This window comes from Pseudomonas sp. P39-UII1 (assembly GCF_039672635.1).
Taxonomy (GTDB): domain Bacteria; phylum Pseudomonadota; class Gammaproteobacteria; order Pseudomonadales; family Pseudomonadaceae; genus Aquipseudomonas.
On record NZ_JBDFPP010000002.1, the window covers coordinates 450,901 to 468,182 of the forward strand.

At 65.9% G+C, this 17,282-nt stretch carries 17 protein-coding genes; 12 read left to right on the forward strand and 5 right to left on the reverse strand.

Features of this window, described 5'->3' with window-relative positions; translation table 11 throughout:
- The first annotated feature begins 20 nt into the window (after positions 1-20).
- Genes ABEH27_RS04800 through ABEH27_RS04810 form a run of 3 tightly spaced genes read left to right on the forward strand, consistent with a single transcriptional unit; the run spans position 21 to position 2,049 of the window.
- Positions 21-1,358: a DUF1329 domain-containing protein gene (locus ABEH27_RS04800; protein WP_346612453.1), complete on the forward strand. Its 1,338-nt coding sequence runs from the start codon at positions 21-23 to the stop codon at positions 1,356-1,358.
- 12 nt (positions 1,359-1,370) lie between these two features.
- A complete protein-coding gene (locus ABEH27_RS04805) occupies positions 1,371-1,760 on the forward strand; it encodes a DUF202 domain-containing protein (RefSeq protein WP_279923554.1) in 390 nt (129 codons plus the stop codon).
- Complete coding sequence (locus tag ABEH27_RS04810) at positions 1,750-2,049, forward strand: DUF202 domain-containing protein (RefSeq protein WP_346612454.1); 300 nt, start codon at positions 1,750-1,752, stop codon at positions 2,047-2,049. Before ABEH27_RS04805 ends, ABEH27_RS04810 begins: the two co-directional genes overlap by 11 nt.
- 18 nt (positions 2,050-2,067) lie before the next feature.
- Here ABEH27_RS04810 and ABEH27_RS04815 read toward each other — a convergent pair whose 3' ends face one another.
- Together ABEH27_RS04815 and ABEH27_RS04820 are read right to left on the reverse strand one after the other, a co-directional pair.
- Positions 2,068-4,026: an alkyl sulfatase dimerization domain-containing protein gene (locus ABEH27_RS04815; RefSeq protein ID WP_346612455.1), complete on the reverse strand. Its 1,959-nt coding sequence runs from the start codon at positions 4,024-4,026 to the stop codon at positions 2,068-2,070.
- Positions 4,027-4,127: 101 nt separating this feature from the next.
- On the reverse strand, positions 4,128-5,027 hold the full coding sequence (locus tag ABEH27_RS04820) for a LysR family transcriptional regulator (protein WP_346612456.1): 900 nt from the start codon (positions 5,025-5,027) through the stop codon (positions 4,128-4,130).
- A 100-nt stretch (positions 5,028-5,127) separates the two neighbouring features.
- Between ABEH27_RS04820 and ABEH27_RS04825 the strand changes: the two genes are divergently transcribed.
- From ABEH27_RS04825 to ABEH27_RS04855, 7 genes are all read left to right on the forward strand, one after another.
- Positions 5,128-6,366: a 3-hydroxyacyl-CoA dehydrogenase NAD-binding domain-containing protein gene (locus ABEH27_RS04825; RefSeq protein ID WP_346612457.1), complete on the forward strand. Its 1,239-nt coding sequence runs from the start codon at positions 5,128-5,130 to the stop codon at positions 6,364-6,366.
- Positions 6,363-8,150: an acyl-CoA dehydrogenase C-terminal domain-containing protein gene (locus ABEH27_RS04830; RefSeq protein WP_346612458.1), complete on the forward strand. Its 1,788-nt coding sequence runs from the start codon at positions 6,363-6,365 to the stop codon at positions 8,148-8,150. The genes ABEH27_RS04825 and ABEH27_RS04830 overlap by 4 nt, the downstream gene beginning before the upstream one ends.
- Positions 8,151-8,193: 43 nt before the next feature.
- Positions 8,194-9,357, forward strand: coding sequence for an iron-containing alcohol dehydrogenase (locus ABEH27_RS04835; RefSeq protein WP_346612459.1), 1,164 nt, complete (start codon positions 8,194-8,196; stop codon positions 9,355-9,357).
- A gap of 2 nt (positions 9,358-9,359) precedes the next feature.
- Complete coding sequence (locus ABEH27_RS04840) at positions 9,360-9,794, forward strand: thioesterase family protein (protein ID WP_346612460.1); 435 nt, start codon at positions 9,360-9,362, stop codon at positions 9,792-9,794.
- A 21-nt stretch (positions 9,795-9,815) separates the two neighbouring features.
- Positions 9,816-11,000: an acetyl-CoA C-acyltransferase gene (locus tag ABEH27_RS04845; protein WP_346612461.1), complete on the forward strand. Its 1,185-nt coding sequence runs from the start codon at positions 9,816-9,818 to the stop codon at positions 10,998-11,000.
- Between the two features lie 174 nt (positions 11,001-11,174).
- Positions 11,175-13,028: a DUF1302 domain-containing protein gene (locus tag ABEH27_RS04850; RefSeq protein WP_346612462.1), complete on the forward strand. Its 1,854-nt coding sequence runs from the start codon at positions 11,175-11,177 to the stop codon at positions 13,026-13,028.
- Between the two features lie 20 nt (positions 13,029-13,048).
- Complete coding sequence (locus tag ABEH27_RS04855) at positions 13,049-14,368, forward strand: serine hydrolase (RefSeq protein WP_346612463.1); 1,320 nt, start codon at positions 13,049-13,051, stop codon at positions 14,366-14,368.
- On the opposite strand, the gene ABEH27_RS04860 is transcribed toward ABEH27_RS04855, so the two are convergent.
- Positions 14,369-14,533, reverse strand: a complete 165-nt coding sequence (locus tag ABEH27_RS04860) for a hypothetical protein (RefSeq protein WP_346612464.1) — start codon at positions 14,531-14,533, stop codon at positions 14,369-14,371.
- Positions 14,534-14,824: 291 nt separating this feature from the next.
- Between ABEH27_RS04860 and ABEH27_RS04865 the strand changes: the two genes are divergently transcribed.
- A complete protein-coding gene (locus ABEH27_RS04865; RefSeq protein ID WP_346612465.1) occupies positions 14,825-15,520 on the forward strand; it encodes a 3-oxoacid CoA-transferase subunit A in 696 nt (231 codons plus the stop codon).
- An 8-nt stretch (positions 15,521-15,528) separates the two neighbouring features.
- Positions 15,529-16,170: a 3-oxoacid CoA-transferase subunit B gene (locus tag ABEH27_RS04870; RefSeq protein ID WP_346612466.1), complete on the forward strand. Its 642-nt coding sequence runs from the start codon at positions 15,529-15,531 to the stop codon at positions 16,168-16,170.
- A gap of 240 nt (positions 16,171-16,410) precedes the next feature.
- Here ABEH27_RS04870 and ABEH27_RS04875 read toward each other — a convergent pair whose 3' ends face one another.
- Positions 16,411-16,722 (reverse strand): DUF2388 domain-containing protein, encoded by a 312-nt coding sequence (locus ABEH27_RS04875; protein ID WP_346612467.1) that lies wholly within the window; start codon positions 16,720-16,722, stop codon positions 16,411-16,413.
- 80 nt (positions 16,723-16,802) lie between these two features.
- Positions 16,803-16,988 (reverse strand): hypothetical protein, encoded by a 186-nt coding sequence (locus tag ABEH27_RS04880; protein WP_346612468.1) that lies wholly within the window; start codon positions 16,986-16,988, stop codon positions 16,803-16,805.
- Positions 16,989-17,282: the final 294 nt, after the last annotated feature.

The window sequence follows — 17,282 nt, forward strand, 5'->3', positions numbered from 1 at the left end:
ACAACAAGAGGCCAAGCCCGATGAAACCATTCGCCTTGCTGCGCAGCTTCCTGTTCGTCAACGCCAGCCTGCTGAGCCTGTACCTGGGCGCCACGCCACTGCCCGCAGACCTGACGCCGGTGGGGGCCGAACGCGGGCCCAGCAACGACGGCCGCATACCGGCCTGGAACGGCGGCCTGCAGGCGGGGCAAGTGTCGCTGGCGGTCAACGGCACGCCGCTGGACCCATACGCCGATGAGCAGCCGCTGTATGTGATCACCGCCAACAACTACACCCAGTACCGGGAGCAGCTGACGGCGGGGCAGGTGGCCTTGATGCAGCGTTACCCCCAGTCGTTCCGCCTGCCGGTGTATCCCTCGCACCGCAGTGTCGCGGTGCCGCCACCCGTGGGCGAGTGGGCCCGGCACAATGCGGCCAGTGCCCGGCTGGTCAATGACGGCAACGGCGTGCAGGGCTTTGCCGGCGTAGTGGCATTCCCCAAGCCCGAGAATGGCCTGCAGGTGCTGTGGAACCACCTCACCCGCCCGCGCAACGGCAGTTACAGCCTGGCCTCGGACAGCATTACCCCGCGTGGCGATGGCCGCTTCGCGACGATGAGCCTGCAACAGAACTTCGCCCGCCCCGACGTACTGGAGGGCGGCCAAGCGGGCAACGTGCTGTATTACCTGAGTTACCGCATGACCGCGCCGTCGCGCCTGGCGGGCGATGCCGTGGTGTTGCACGAAACCCTCGACCAGGTGGCCCAGCCGCGCCTCTCGTGGCTGTACAGCAGCAGCCAGCGGCGGGTGCGGCGCGCCCCGGCGCTGGCCTATGACAGCATCACCCCGGGCACGGCCGGCCTGCGCACCGCCGACAGCCGCGACATGTTCAACGGTGCCCCGGACCTCTACCAGTGGACCCTGGTGGGCAAGAAGGCCCTGCACGTGCCGTACAACAGCTATCGCCTGGCTTCGCCGCTGCTCGGTTATGCCGCGCTGATCGGGCCGGGGCACGTCAACCCGCAACCTACCCGCTACGAGCTGCACCGGGTGTGGGAAGTGGTGGGCACCCTCAAGCCTGGGGCGAAGCATTTGTACGCCAGCCGCCGGTATTACCTGGACGAGGACAGCTGGGCCATCCTCGAGGCGGACTTCTTCGACCACAAGGGTCAGCTGTGGCGCACTGCCCAGGCCCACAGCTATTACCACGTCACCGGGCAGGCACTGGTCAACGCCATGGAGGCGATCTACGACCTGCGCAGTGGCCGCTACCAGCTGTCTGGCCTGACCAACGAGCAGCCAAGGCCGTACGCCTTCGACGTGCGCACCAGTGCTTCCTACTTTTCACCCGGCGCATTGCGCAGCCAAGGGCTGCGTTGACACAGGGCTCTCATGAATTCCGATCACCGTCATACCCCTTGGGAGCGCTGGTTGCTGGGGCAGGGCAAGGCGCCCGACCCGCGTTTTACCCTGGCCAATGAGCGCACCTTTCTTGCCTGGATCCGCACCGCCCTGGCCTTGCTGGGCGGCGCCATCGCCATCGAAACCTTCGCGGCCCATGCCTGGCCGCCGTCTGGGCGCGTGGCGATGGAGCTGGCGTTGCTGGCCACCAGCTTGCTGGTGAGCCTGGGCGCCGGCTGGCGCTGGTTGGCGGTGGAGCGCGCATTGCGCCGCGAGGCACCGCTGCCGCTGCCGCGCCTGGTGCCGCTGCTGAGCGTGGCGTGCGGGCTTGCCTGCGTGGCGCTGGTCGGCGTGCTATGGGCGCGTTGGCATGGCGGATAGCGCCAGCGACAGCGGCCTGCAGGCCGAACGTACGGTGCTGGCCTGGCGGCGCACGCAGGTGGCGTTGCTGCTGGTAGCGTGCCTCGCCTGGCGCGGCGAAATGTGGGAGGTGGCCGGCCTGGCGGCGCTGCTGGCGCTGCTGGGCCGGGCCCGTGAGCGCGGGGTGTATCGCCGTGGGCTGGGCATGCTGCACCGCGAGCAGGGCCACGCGGCCGCCTGCAGCGTGCTGCTCTGCGCCCTGGGGGTGGCGGGCCTGGTGCTGAGCGTGTGGTTGCGCCGCTCGCTTTAGGGCGGCGCTGTTGGTCATTCAGGGTGTGACGATATTGAAGCGCCCATCCGGCTCGTCCAGCCCTGCCATGAAGCGCATGAATTTCACCCGCTCACCACTGATCTCGACATCACCCACGGTCGCCTCCTTGAGAAAGCCGGTCTGCTTGAGGGCGATGCGGTCCAGGGTAGCCTTGCTCATTTTCACCTCGACATCCGCCTGCCCGTGGCGGGTGTGGTCGCGGTGGGTGAGCACGCCGTTGCGCAGGGTCAGGGCGTAGTCTTCGTTCAGGTCGGTGAAGTGCCAGTTGATGGTCAGGTCCTGCTCGGCGGCCTTGGCAGCATCCACGCGTACGCCCAGGTAATCGAAGAACAGCGTCGGGGTCAGGGCGCGTACCAGGTCGTCCGCACTGCCGCCTTTGCTGGCGGCCGGCGCCACACCGTTGCGCAGCTCTTGCGCACCGGTCAGGTAGGCGTTGCGCCAGGTGGCATTCTCGCTCTGGTAGCCCAATTGCTCCAGGGCGTCGGCCTGCAGCTCGCGCGCTGCGCTGTTGTCGGGCTGGGCGAAAACCAGGTGCCGGGTGAGCTCGGCAACCCAGCGGTAATCACCGCTGCCGTAGGCCTCACGGGCCAGGGTCAGCACCCGCTCGGCGCCGCCCAGGGCCTTGACGTAATGCGTGCCGGCCTCGCTCGGCGGCAAGGGGTTGAGGGTTGCCGGGTTGCCGTCGTAAAAGCCCATGTAGCGCTGATACACCGCCCGCACGTTGTGGCTGAGCGAGCCGTAGTAGTCGCGGCTGTACCATTTGCTGGCCAGCCGTGGCGGCAAGCTGGTCAGCTCGGCGGCGATCTCGGTGGGGCCAAGGCCGCGGTTGATCAGGCGCAGGGTCTGGCTGTCGATGAAGGCGTACATGTCGCGCTGGTCAGCCAGGTAGTCGCGGATCGCCGCGCCGCCCCAGGTCGGCCAGTGGTGCTGGGCAAATACCACTTCGGCCTGCTCGCCATAGCGCATCAGCGACTGGTCGAGGTAGTGCGCCCACACCTTGGCGTCGCGCACCTGGGCGCCGCGCAGGGTCAGCACGTTGTGCTGCACGTGGGAGGCGTTCTCGGCCATGCACAGGGCCTTGAACTGGGGGAACCACAGGTTCATTTCAGCAGGCGCTTCGGTGCCAGGGGTGAGCTGGAACTCGATGTCGACACCGTCGATGCGCAGGGTTTCGAAAGGCTGTTCGATCAGCCGGGTCGGGGCAATCAGGCTAACCGTGGCATTGGCCGGCACACCCTTGCCCAGGCCGGCATCCACCTGGCCGCGTGGCCCGCGTGGCAGTGGCGCGCCGTACATGTACTGCGCCCGGCGCTTCATTGCCGGCCCGGCCAGCACGTTTTCGCTGACGGCATGTTCGAAGAAACCCTGCGGGGCGATGACCTGCACCTTGCCGGCCTTGACGTCGGCCTCGTCGATCACCCCACGCACACCGCCGAAATGATCGACGTGCGGGTGGGTATAGATCACCGCCACCACCGGCCGCTGCGGGCGATGGCGAAAGTACATGGCCAAGCCGGCCCTGGCGGTTTCCACCGACAGCAGCGGGTCCATCACGATCAGGCCGTGCTCGCCTTCGATCAGGGTCATGTTGGCCAGGTCCAGGCCGCGCACCTGGTAGATGCCTTCGCTGACCTTGAACAACCCGGCAAGGGTGTTGAGCTGGGCAATGCGCCACAGGCTCGGGTTGACCGTGGCCGGTGCCTCGTCTTTCAGGAAGGCATAGCGCTGCAGGTCCCAGACGGTTTTACCGTCGGCATTGACCACGGGCTGGTCGACGGCTTCTAGCAGCCCGCGGCGGGCATTGTCGAAGTCGTTGCGGTCGTCGAAGGGCAGGCGCTGCAACCATTGCTGATTGCTCTGGCGGGTGAGGTCGCTGGCGTCCTTGGCCGGCCCGTCGGCCAGCGCCGCGTAGGGCAGGGCCAGGGCCAGCAGGCAGGGCAGTGTGCGTAGGCGCATGGGGTGGTCCTTGTTGTTCTGAGGGCGAACACTCTAAGGACAGAGCTCGCTGGCGAACCAATACCACTCTTGCATGGCCACCCATGCCCAAATGCGATGGCTCAGCCGGCACCGATGTCCATGATGCGCGCCACCAGCCAGGCCAGTGCCGGGTCGTGCTGGCGATGGGCGAGGTACACCAGCTCCAGCTGGAAGGGCTCCAGGGCGAACGGCAGGTCGAATACCTGCAGCGGCAGCAGCCGGGCGAAATGGCGGGCCAGGGCGGTGGGCAGCACCACGCAGAGGTCGGAGCTTGCGGCCAGGTGCGCGGCCTGCAGGTAATTGGGCGTGGTGTAGACGATGCGCCGGGCCAGGCCCTGTTCCCCCAGCCATTGGTCGACCATGCCACGGGTCTGGCCGCCGTGCACCCACAAGTGGCGCAGGGCGAGAAACGTTTGAAGGTCGAGCGTGCCATCCACTTCGGGGTGGCCCTGGCGCACCGCCACGTGCAGGGTTTCGCTGCGCCAGTGGCGCCGCTCGTAGCGCGCGGGCACCTCATCGAAGCGCCCCAGCACCAGGTCGAGTTCGCCGCGGTCGAGGGCTTCAGCGGGCAGATTGGGCGTCAGGTGCAGCACGTCCACGCGCAAGTGCGGGGCCTGGGTTTGCAAGGTGGCCAGCAACTTTGGCATGCACAGCTGTTCGGCGAAGTCGGTGAGGGCGATACGCAGCTGGCGGTGGCTGAGCTGCGGGTCGAAGCTGTCGCCGGCGCCAAGGGTCTGTTCGATCTGTAGCAACGCCGCGCGAATCGGGCCTTCCAGGGCCAGGGCGCGCGGGGTGGGGCGCATGCGCCGGCCCACGCGCACCAGCAGCGGGTCGCCCAGCAGGTCGCGCAGGCGCGCCAGCGCATTGCTCACCGTCGGCTGGGTCAGCGCCAGGCGCTCGGCAGCGCGCGACACGTTCTGTTCACGCAGCAGCATGTCCAGGACGCGCAGCAGGTTGAGGTCGAAGTTGGCTATATTCATGCGAAAAATACATGGGATGGAAAATGAGAATTTCAAAAATAGTAGGCGCCTGACTAGGGTGAGGGCAATGCCTTCACACCTCGAATCAGGAGCGTCACCCGTGAGTACTCCCTACAACGTTCAGCAGGCGGCGGTGATCGGCGCCGGCACCATGGGCCGCGGCATCGTCATCAGCCTGGCCCGTGCAGGCCTTGCGGTGCTGTGGTTGGACAACGACCCCAGCGCCACCGAAGCGGGCCTTGCGATGATCGCGCAAACCTGGGCAAAGCAGGTGGCCAAGGGCCGTATCGATCAGGCCGAGGCCGACGCTTGCCTGGCGCGGGTGCGCCAGGTAACAGCCTATGACGACCTCGCCGAAGCCGACCTGGTGATCGAAGCGGTGTACGAGAACCTGGCGCTCAAGCAGGCCATCTTCCGTACCCTGGACAGCACGCTCAAGGCCGACGCCATCCTGGCCAGCAATACCTCGGCGCTGGACATCGACGCCATCGCGGCCGTCACCCGCCGGCCCGAACAGGTGCTGGGGCTGCATTTCTTCAGCCCGGCCCATGTGATGAAGCTGTTGGAAGTGGTGCGCGGCGAGCGCACTTCGCCTGCGGTACTCGAGGCGGCCCAGGCCCTGGGGCAGCGCATGGGCAAGGAAGTCGTGGTGGCCGGCAACTGCCCAGGCTTTATCGGCAACCGCATGCTCGCCAGCTATGTGGCCGAGGCGCGCAAGCTGCTGCTCGAAGGCGCCACGCCGCGGCAGGTGGATGGGGCGCTGCAGGCGTTCGGCATGGCCATGGGCCCGTTTCGCATGTACGACGTGGTTGGCATCGACCTGGAGTGGCGTGCGCGCCAGCTGGCCGGCAAAGACATGGATGCGCCGTTGGTACAGGTCGACAATGCCCTGTGCGCGCTGGGGCGTTTCGGTCAGAAAAGCGGCCAGGGTTACTACCGGTATGCCCCTGGCAGCCGTGAAGCCGTGCACGACCCCGAGGTCGATGCGCTTGTGCTCAAAATCGCCCAGGGCCTGGGCGTGCACCGGCGCGCGATCGACGACGAGGAAATCCGCGAGCGCTGCCTGCTGGCGCTGGTCAACGAGGGCGCGAAAATTCTCGAGGAAACGGTGGCCAGCTGCAGCGCTGACATCGACCGGGTGTACCTGCATGGCTATGGCTTCCCGCACGAGGTCGGCGGGCCGATGCGCTGGGCCGACCAGCAGGGCCTGGGCTTGCTCCTGGCACGCCTGGAACGCTTGCAGGGCCTGTTCGGCGAACACTGGCGCCCGGCCGGGTTGCTGATGCGCCTGGTGGCCGAGGGCAAACAGCTGGCCGACGTCCGCGAGGGCCGCGCATGAACTACCGAGCCCCCCAGCGTGACATGCACTTCGTGCTGCACGAACTGTTCGATGTGACGGCGCACTGTGCCCGCCTGGGCAATGAGCTGGACCGCGAAACCATCGACGGCATCCTTGAGCAGGGTGCACGCTTTGCCGGCGAAGTGGTTGCGCCGCTCAACCGCCAGGGCGATGAGCAGGGCTGCCGCCTGGAGCAAGGCAACGTGCGCACACCGGATGGTTTCCGCCAGGCTTACCGGCAGTATGTGGAGCAGGGCTGGGGTGGCATGACCGGCCCGCTGGAACATGACGGCCAGGGCCTGCCGCAAATGGTTTCGGCCTGCTTTCACGAAATGCTGATGGGCGCGTCGCTGTCGTTTCGGATTTATTCCGGCCTGACCGAGGGCGCCGTGCTGGCCTTGCACCGGCACGGCAGCGCAGCGCTCAAGCGCGATTACCTGGGCAAGCTGGTCAGCGGCGAATGGGCCGGCACCATGTGCCTGACCGAGCCGCAGGCCGGTACCGACCTGGCGCTGCTGCGTACCCGTGCCGAGCCGCAGGGCGATGGCAGCTACCGCATCAGCGGCAGCAAGATCTTCATCAGCGGCGGCGACCAGGACCTCACCGACAACATCGTCCACCTGGTGCTGGCGCGCCTGCCGGATGCGCCGGCCGGTGTGCGCGGCATCAGCCTGTTCCTGGTGCCCAAGTTCGAATGCACCGAAGGCGCAGGGCTGGGCCCGCGCAATGCGGTGGAATGCGGCGCGCTCGAGCACAAGATGGGCATCAAGGGTGCGGCGACCTGCGTGATGAATTTCGATGGCGCCCGTGGCTGGCTGGTGGGGGAGGCCAACCAGGGCCTGGCGTGCATGTTCACCATGATGAACGATGCGCGCTTCCAGGTCGGCCTGCAGGGGCTGGGCATCGCCGAGGCGGCCTTCCAGGGTGGCCTGGCCTATGCCCGCGAGCGCTTGCAGTCGCGCAGCCTGGCAGGGCCGGTGGCGCCCGAGCGCAGTGCCGACCCGATCATCTGCCACCCTGACGTGCGGCGCATGCTGCTGACCCAGAAAACCCTCAGCGAAGGTTGCCGCATGCTGGCGGCCTTTGCCGCCCAAGCGCTGGACCTGGAGCACGGCGCCTTGCAGCCTGAGGTGCAGGCGGCCGCCGGGCGCCGGGCGGCGTTGCTGATCCCCATCGTCAAGGCCTTCCTCACCGATGTCGGCCAGGAGACTGCCAGCCTGGGTGTGCAGCTGTACGGCGGGCATGGCTACATCCGCGAATGGGGCATGGAGCAACTGATGCGCGACAGCCGCATCACTCAGCTGTACGAGGGCACCAATGGCATTCAGGCGTTGGACCTGATTCGCCGCAAGCTGCTGGGCGACGGCGGCGAGCAGTTGCGCCTGCTGATCGATGAGTTGCTTGAAGCGGCACGCAACTGCCGCGCAGACGCGCTGGCCGGCATGGCCCAGGCGGTTGCCCAGCGCCTGCAGGAATGGCGCAACCTGAGCGCCGAGGTGCTCGACGCCTGCCGCTGCGACCCGCAGGAAATCGGCGCGGTGTCGGTGGATTTTCTCGCCTATTCGGGCTACGTGCTGCTGGCCGCGCTGTGGCTGCGGGCGGCCGAAACCGCCAGCGCGGCCTTGGCCGCCGGCAGCCAGGACAGCGCCTTCTACCAGGCCAAGTTGCACGCTGCAGCCTTTTACTGGCGGCGGGTGTTGCCGCGCGCGAGTGCCCACTGCGAGGCCGTGCGCGGCGGCGCGCAGTGCCTGATGAGCCTGGATGAAGCGCACTTCGCCTTTTGACCTGGCCCGGCTGTTCACCCACAAGAACAAGAGGAACATGAGCATGCAGCCTTTCAGTTTTGCCACCACCCCCCATCTGCTGTGCGAACCCGGCGCCGCCGGGCGCCTGGCGCAGCTGTGCCAGCAACGCGGCGTGCGCCGCGTGCTGATCGTCACCGACCCGGGCATCGTCAACCTGGGCATGCTCGATGACTTGCTGCCAGGGTTTACCCAGGCCCGCCTGAGCGTGGCGATCTTCAGCGAGGTCAGCGCCGACCCCAGCCACGCCTGCGTGCTGTCGGCCGTCGCTCGGGCGCGGCATATCGGCGCCGAGCTGATCGTCGGCTTCGGTGGCGGCAGCTCCATGGATGTCGCCAAGCTGGTGGCGCTGCTGGCGCACCCGGCCTGTGACCAGACCCTGGAGGCGGTCTACGGCATCGACCAGGCCAAAGGCCAGCGCTTGGCGCTGATCCAGGTGCCGACCACCGCCGGGACGGGGTCGGAGGTCACACCCGTGGCCGTGATCACCACCGGCGAGGCGGCCAAGATGGCGGTGATTTCACCCCTGTTGCTGCCCGACCTGGCGTTGCTCGACGCTGAGCGCACCCTCGGCCTGCCCCCGGCGATCACCGCCGCCACGGGGATCGATGCGATGGTCCATGCCATCGAGGCCACCACCAGCCAGTTCAAGCGTAACCCGCTGTCCAGCCTGTTGGCCCGTGAGGCGCTGGCGCTGCTGGCCAGCAACCTCGACCAGGCGGTGCACAACGGTGGCAACCTGGCGGCGCGCCAGGCCATGCTGCTGGGCGCCTGCCTGGCCGGGCAGGCGTTTGCCAACGCGCCGGTGGCGGCGGTGCATGCGCTGGCCTACCCGTTGGGGGCGCGTTACCACGTGCCGCATGGGCTGGCCAATGCGCTGGTGCTGCCCCACGTGATGCGCTTCAACCGTCGCGAAGCGTTCGCCGACTACGCCGCGCTGGCCCCGGCACTGCTGGGTGAGCGGCTGGTGCCTGGTGACCCGCATGAGCTGTGCAGCCAGTTCATCGATGAGCTGGAGCAGCTGGCGCCACGCTGCGGCCTGCCCAGCCGGCTGCGAGATGTCGGGGTACCGCGGCACAGCCTGCCGTTGCTGGCCGAGGATGCCCTGCAACAGCAACGGTTGCTGGTCAACAACCCGCGCAAGGTCACCCTCGACGACGCAGTGGCCCTCTATCAGGCGGCGTTTTGAACATGGCCAGGGAACGCCCGCTGCGCGGCGCCTACCGCCACTTCCAGCCGATCACCACGCGCTGGCACGACAACGACCTGTATGGGCATGTGAACAACGTTGTGTATTACGGGTTTTTCGACAGTGCCGTGAATACCTGGTTGATCGAGCACGCCGGCCTCGATATTCACCACGACCCGGTGGTGGCCTACGTGGCCGGGTCCGCCTGCGACTATTTTGCCGCCGTCGCCTTCCCGCAACGCATCGAGGTGGGTATCGCCGTCGAACGGTTGGGCAACAGTTCGGTGCACTACGCCCTGGCCGTGTTCGTCGAGGGCGAGCCCGAGGCCTGCGCCGCTGGCCGTTTCACCCATGTGTTCGTCGATCGCCGCAACAACCGCCCGGTCACTATCCCCGCCAAATTGCGCAGCGCCTACGCAAGCCTGCTGCCGGTGTAATTGCCCAAGGAGAGCCGTTTCATGCAAGACGCCGTCATCGTATCCACCGCACGCACGCCCATTGCCAAGGCTTGGCGCGGCGCGTTCAACGACCTCACCACCCCCAGCATGAGCGCCATTGCCATCCGCGCCGCCGTCGAGCGCGCCGGCGTGGAGCCGGGCGAAGTCGAGGACCTGGTGCTGGGCACCGCCATGCAAAGCGGGACCGCCGCCATCAACCCGGCGCGCTTGTCGGCCCTGGCGGCCGGCTTGCCGCAGTCGGTGGCCGGGCAGACCATCGACCGCCAATGCGCTTCAGGGCTGATGGCCATTGCCATCGGCGCTCAGCAGATTCGCGGCGAGGGCATGCAGGTGGTGGTCGGCGCCGGGCAGGAGCAGATTAGCCTGGTGCAGCAGGCGCACATGCAGGCCGCCAATGCTGCCCAGGACGCCACGGTGCGGCGCCTGTGCCAGCACGCCTACATGCCCATGCTGCACACGGCCGAGCACGTCGCCAAACGCTATGGTATCGACCGCCACGCCCAGGACCGGTACGCCTTGCTGTCGCAGCAGCGCACAGCGGCAGCGCAGGAGGCCGGGCTGTTCGCTGACGAAATCGTGGCGGTCACGGCGCAACGCAAGGTCGTCGACAAGGCCACTGGCGTCCAATCCCACGAGCGCGTGCACCTGAGCCAGGATGAAGGTAACCGCCCGCACACCCGGCTGGCGGACCTTGAGGCACTGCAACCGGTGATCGAGGGCGGCTGCGTGACTGCGGGCAATGCCAGCCAGTTGTCCGACGGTGCCAGCGCCTGTGTGCTGATGAGCGGTGCCCGGGCGGCACGCGCAGGCTGCCAGCCGCTGGGGCTGTACCGGGGCATGGCGGTGGTCGGCCTGGCCCCGGAGGAAATGGGCATTGGCCCGGTGCTGGCGATACCGCGCCTGTTGGCGCGCCACGCGTTGCGGGTCGAAGACATCGGCTTGTGGGAGATCAACGAGGCATTCGCCTGCCAGGTGCTCTACTGCGCCGAACACCTGGGCATCGACCCGTCGCGGCTTAACGTCAACGGTGGCGCCATCGCCATCGGCCACCCCTATGGCATGAGCGGTGCGCGCATGGTCGGGCATGCCTTGCTCGAAGGCCGCCGGCGCAAGGTTCGCTACGTGGTGGTGAGCATGTGCGTGGGCGGGGGCATGGGCGCCGCAGGCTTGTTCGAAGTGCTCTGAAGCACCGCCATCGAGCCATAACGAACCGGCATGGCATTGATCCGAAGACGCTATTTGTGAGCGTAATCAAACCTACCTGATACTGCTCGTCACCGACACCGCCGGCCTGGGCGGCCGGCGCGTCCGCGCTGAACCCATCATTTCCCTCTCTAATAAAACAACAAGAGGTTAAGAGTGAGCGCAACCCTCCTATTCTGTCGGCGCCAGGCGCCGCTGGCGGCCCTGTGCTGCCTGCTCGCCACCCCGGTTGTGGGCGTTCAATTCGACGTTGGCTCGCTGCAAGGGCGTTTCGACTCGGCGCTGTCACTGAGTACCGCCGTCAGCACTGCCAACCCCGACAAACAGCAGTTGCAGGCAGCCAATGGCAACGACGCGCGGCGCAACTACCGCTCGGGCGATGTGTTTTCGGCGATGTTCAAAGGCACCCACGACCTGGAGCTGCGCCGCGAGAACGTGGGTGTATTCCTGCGTGGCACCTATTGGTACGACACCGCGCAGCGCGACCACAGCCAGCGGGCCGTCGACATCGACGACCGCAACCGCCAGGTTTCGGCGAAAACCGCGGGGGCGGAGCTGCTCGATGCATTCGCCTATGGCCTTTACGACATTGGCGGTGAACCCGGGTCGCTGCGGGTGGGCAAACAGGTGGTCAACTGGGGGGAAAGCCTGTTCATCCAGGGCGGGCTGAACGTGATCAACCCCTTCAACCAGGCTGCGCTGCGCCGGCCAGGCTCGGAAGTGAAAGACGCCCTGGCGCCGGTCAACCTGCTGTATGTCACGCAGAACCTCAACCAGGCGCTGTCTTTCGATGCCTTCTACCAGCTGGACTGGGAGCAGACCCGGCTGGAGAACTGCGCAACGTTCTTTTCCGGCAACGACTTCATGCCCGAAGGCTGCCAGGGGCTGGATGTCGGCGGGCAGATGGTGACCAACCCGGCCGTGTCGCCGGCCCTGGCCCCGTTTGGTGTGACGCTGACGGAGGAGGGCGTGCGCGTGCCTCGGGGCGCCGACCAGGATGCACGCAACGGTGGCCAATGGGGTGTTTCGCTGCACTGGTACGTGGAGCCACTGGATACCGAGTTCGGCCTGTTCGCCGCCAATTACCACAGCCGCTCGCCCTATCTGGGCACGGTCAGCAGCCGTTATTACGCCAATACGGGTTTTGCCCGTGAACTGTGCGGCAATGTCGGTGTGGCGCTGGCCAATTGCGGGGCTTTTCTGGCGTCCAGCAACGGGCAGACCCTGGCCGGCGCGCTGCGCATGGGCACCTCGCAGTACCGGGCGCAATACCCCGAAGACATCCGCCTGTACGGCCTGACCTTCGCCACCACCCTGCGCAACGGTGCCGCCGTGCAGGGCGAACTCAGCTACCGGCCGAACATGCCGGTGCAGCTCAACGGCAACGATGTGCTGCAGTCACTGCTCAATGCCCCCGGCCGCAGCCCGCTCAACGCCGACGGCCTGCGCCCTGCGACAGACAACACACCCTTCGACGGTTACCGGCGCAAGGAGGTGACCCAGGCCCAGGTATCGGCCGTGCAGGCGTTCAGCCAAGTCATGGGCGCCAACCAGCTGCTGCTGATGGGTGAGGTGGGCGCCACCTATGTCGGCGGGTTGGAGGGGCGTTTCGGGCCGCGTTATGGCCGCTCCGGTGCCTATGGCAACGGCGAGCTGGCCGACAACAGCCTGTGCCTGGCGATCTCGAAAAGCCCGGGCGACTGCAACGACGAGGGCTTTGTCACACCCTTTTCCTGGGGCTACCGCCTGCGCGCCACCTGGAGCTACCCCAACCTGATCCAAGGCCTGGACATTCGCCCAGGCCTGGCCTGGGCCCATGACGTCAAGGGTTACTCACCGGCGGACAGCTCGGCCTTCAACGAAGGCTCGCGCTCGATCAGCCTGGGCGTGGACGTCAGCCTGGCCAGCCAGTACTGGGCAAGCCTTGCCTATAGCGATTACCTCGACGGCGATTACGGCACCCGCGGCGACCGCGATTATGTCGCGTTCAGCGTGGGCGCCAACTTCTAGTGCAACCAAGGAGCAAGACCATGTCCAAACGCATGCAGCCTTCATCCGCCAACCTGACGAGTATCGCCCTGGTGCTGGCCGGTGCCCTGGCCCCCACCCTGGCGGTTGGTGCACCGACCGGGCAGGGTGTGATGCAGGGGTTCCCTCCGGCGCCGGAGCTGCGGGTCAACCAGGCCAATGCCTTTCAGCCACCGTACTTGCGCTGGTCAATGCGCCACGCCCGTGAGGTGTCGCCCACCCGGGGCATCGGCCGCGCAGCCACACCGCTGGCCTTGGCCGAAGGCCGCGCGGCGGCGCTCGACCAACTGGCTTTCAGCGCCGGCGACCAGCCGTTGACCGTGGCCGGCTACCTGCAGCAAACCAGCACCGACGGGCTGATCGTGCTGCACCGGGGCAAGGTGGTGTACGAGCGTTACATGGACGGCTTCCAACCCGGCCAGCCCCATATCTGGGCGTCGATGACCAAGTCGGTCACCGGCCTGATCGCCGCCCAGCTGATCGCTGAAGGTGCACTGGACCCGCAGCGTACGCTGGCGCATTACGTGCCGGAACTGCGCGGCACGCCGTTTGGCGAGGCGACGGTGCAGGCCAACCTGGACATGCAGGTGGCGGTGCAGTACCCCGCGCAGATGCCGCCGGACCTCGGCCTGTTTGCCGCCACCGGCCTGATACCGCGGGGCGAGGGCATGCCGGGGGATATCTACAGCTTCCTGCGGCAGGTGCAGCAGGCGCCGAACCCCGCTGGCCAGGCGCCGTTCTTCTACCAGAACGGCTCGCCGGAGGCGCTGGCCTGGGCGTTGCGGCGCATCACCGGGCTGAACTGGGCGCAGTTGGTCGAACAGCGGTTGTGGTCACGCTTCGCCGAGGACGATGCCTATGTGCAAGTCGACCCGCTCGGTACCGAAATGGCCAGTGGCGGCATCAGCTGCAATTTGCGCGACACCGCCCGCTTCGCCGAACTGGTGCGCCGCGAACTGGCCCGTGATGCCAAGGGCGACAGCTTCAACCAGGCGGTGCACAGCACGTTCCAGCCTGCGGACCCGGCAGTGTTCGCCCAGGGCAGCCTCGGCCCCGGCCGCCCTGGGTACAGCTACCGCAATTACTGGTACCAGAAAAACGACGGTGACGGTTCGTTCGAGGCCAGCGGGCGCTTCGGGCAGAAAATCTACATCAACCCCCGCCGCGAACTGGTGATCGTCAAGCTCTCAGCCACCGCCGACCAGGCCCGTCGCGCCACGCGTGCTGACGGCGAGCCAAACGCCCCCGCGCGCGTGGTGGACTCGCCGGCTACGTTCAATAGCATGGTCGGTGCGGTGCTGGCGGCGCTGCCACGCTCATGATCAGCTCGCAGCGCCAGCAAGCAGCTTCAACAACGCATCAGCGTCGATTTTTGCACTGACCTCGCCACCCTCGAGCAGGCCGTCGGCCAAGTCGCGCTTGCGGGCATGCAGGGCGACGATCTGTTCTTCGAGGGTGTTCTCGGCCACCAGCCGGTAAAGGGTCACCGGGCGCTGCTGGCCAATGCGATGGGCACGGTCACTGGCTTTAGCAGCGCGGTCTTGCCTTTGTAACGATGCGTATTAAACGGTGGGCACACCCGACCGAAAATCGCACAATCGTTCGGTAACCGCACATATTCCCGCATCCCCCCCTCTACTGTTGCCGCGTCTTGCGGCACGCTATAGCCATATCAGCAAAACAACGCCAATCGCTGAGAGGCCCAGTAATTCTCCCATGGCTTGGCGGCTGACCACTGACCAGATAAACCCCACTCCAGGAACCACCAGGAGCTCGCCTTGATCAACAAAACGTTTGAGTCCATCGCCAGCGCGGTAGAAGACATCATCGACGGTTCGACCATCATGGTCGGTGGCTTTGGTACGGCCGGTATGCCGTCCGAGCTCATCGACGGGCTGATCGCCACCGGTGCCCGCGACCTGACCATCATCAGCAACAATGCCGGCAACGGCGAGATCGGCCTGGCCGCGCTGCTCAAGGCGGGCTGCGTGCGCAAGGTAGTCTGCTCGTTCCCGCGGCAGTCCGACTCGTACGTGTTCGACGAACTGTACCGCGCCGGCAAGATCGAGCTGGAAGTGGTGCCGCAAGGCAACCTGGCCGAGCGCATCCGCGCCGCAGGCTCCGGCATCGGCGCGTTCTTCTCGCCGACCGGCTACGGTACCCTGCTGGCCGAAGGCAAGGAAACCCGTGAGATCGACGGCCGCATGTATGTGCTGGAAATGCCGCTGCACGCTGACTTCGCGCTGATCAAAGCGCACCAGGGCGACCGCTGGGGCAACCTGATCTACCGCAAGGGCGCGCGCAACTTCGGCCCGATCATGGCCATGGCCGCCAAGACCGCCATCGCTCAAGTCGACCAGGTTGTCGAGCTCGGCGTGCTTGACCCGGAGCACATCGTCACCCCGGGTATCTTCGTCCAGCGCGTGGTTGCCGTCCCCGGCGCTACCGCTTCCTTGATCGCCAACGCTGTCTGAGGCCTGCCATGACCATCACCAAAAAGCTCTCCCGTACCGAGATGGCCCAACGCGTGGCCGCAGACATCCAGGAAGGCGCCTACGTTAACCTGGGTATCGGCGCCCCGACGTTGGTGGCCAACTTCCTGGGTGACAAGGAAGTCTTCCTGCACAGCGAGAACGGCCTGCTGGGCATGGGCCCGAGCCCGGCGCCGGGCGAGGAAGACGATGATCTGATCAACGCCGGTAAGCAGCATGTGACCATGCTTCCCGGAGGCGCGTTCTTCCACCACGCCGACTCGTTCTCGATGATGCGCGGGGGCCACCTGGACATTGCCGTGTTAGGCGCTTTCCAGGTGTCGGTCAAAGGCGACCTGGCCAACTGGCACACCGGTGCCGAAGGTTCGATCCCGGCCGTGGGCGGCGCGATGGACCTTGCTACTGGCGCCCGCCAGGTGTTCGTGATGATGGACCACCTGACCAAGTCCGGCGAAAGCAAGCTGGTGCCCGAGTGCACCTACCCGCTGACCGGTTTCGGTTGCGTCAGCCGCATCTACACCGACCTGGCCGTGCTGGATGTGACCTCTGATGGGCTGCGGGTGGTCGAGATCTATGCGGATATCGACTTCGAGCAGTTGCAGGCATTGAGTGGCGTACCGCTGATCCAGTGATCGGCGCAGTACGCATTGCCACTGCCTTCCACGAGGGGCTGCTATCGACTCATGGCGGACACCGTCCCACCGCCCTGTAGTCAGTACCGGCCTCATCGCCGGCAAGCCGGCTCCCACAGACCAGACGCCAACTTACTGATTTGGCGGGGATCCTGTAGGAGCGTAACCAGTCTCCGGGCTTGCGCAGTATCCGTGGGAGCCGCGCTTGCCGGTGATGGGCCGCGAAGCGGCCCCGGCCTTTTACTGGGCTACACCCCTGGCCAGAATGGATTGAGCCAGGTCCATATCACTGATCTCCATTTCAGGGTGGGATGTTCGAAATTTTTCCATCGCAGCTTCCAGATAGACGCCCTTGATGCCGCCATTACTTGCAACGAAGGTGCTTGCATCATCTTGTGTGCCGACGATCAGTTTTTTATCTCGGGATGTTAAATAGGTGGTGGCCGTGCTCGTGCTGGAGATCAGGGTTTCAGCCCAGAAATCATTAATCGCCATTGCAGGGCTGGAAAGAACCATCAGGCAGTAAGCTGATGGGATACATAGGTAGCGCATGGAGAAAACCTGAAGGTAGACCACTGGCAGTGGTTTATGATAATGCCCGAGAAGTAAAACCTTTATTTGCAGTGCTCAACTCACTTTCTCGCTTTAATCCGCTCGGCAGCATCATTGGCGCGCTTCAAGCGCGCAGTTCGCTGGGATTTATTGTAATCATCACGCCCCTGCATCACGCCGCCCGCGATTTCAATCCAATCATTCGCGGTGCAGCCAGAAACAAGCGCACAAAATAAAAACGGGGCCATAGACATCAACGGCTTCATTGCACACCTCTATCAACCAGGCTCAAACTTAAGCTACAACTCACTTTCTTGCGCTGATATACGGTGCAACCTTTCGCGCGCTTGTTCCAGTTTTTGCTTGTACCTTTCTACCATTCTGGGTGAGCCGGACGCTATTGCAGCATCCAACTGATCCTCCCTCCGTTGGACATCCTGCCGCGCCCGAAACAACCGGTCCTCCCGTTGGCTTGGCACATCGTCGCGGCAGTACCGCTCAACCCGATATAACGCCGACTCCAAGCCTCGCTGCTTGTATATATTGCCCGATCGTATCGC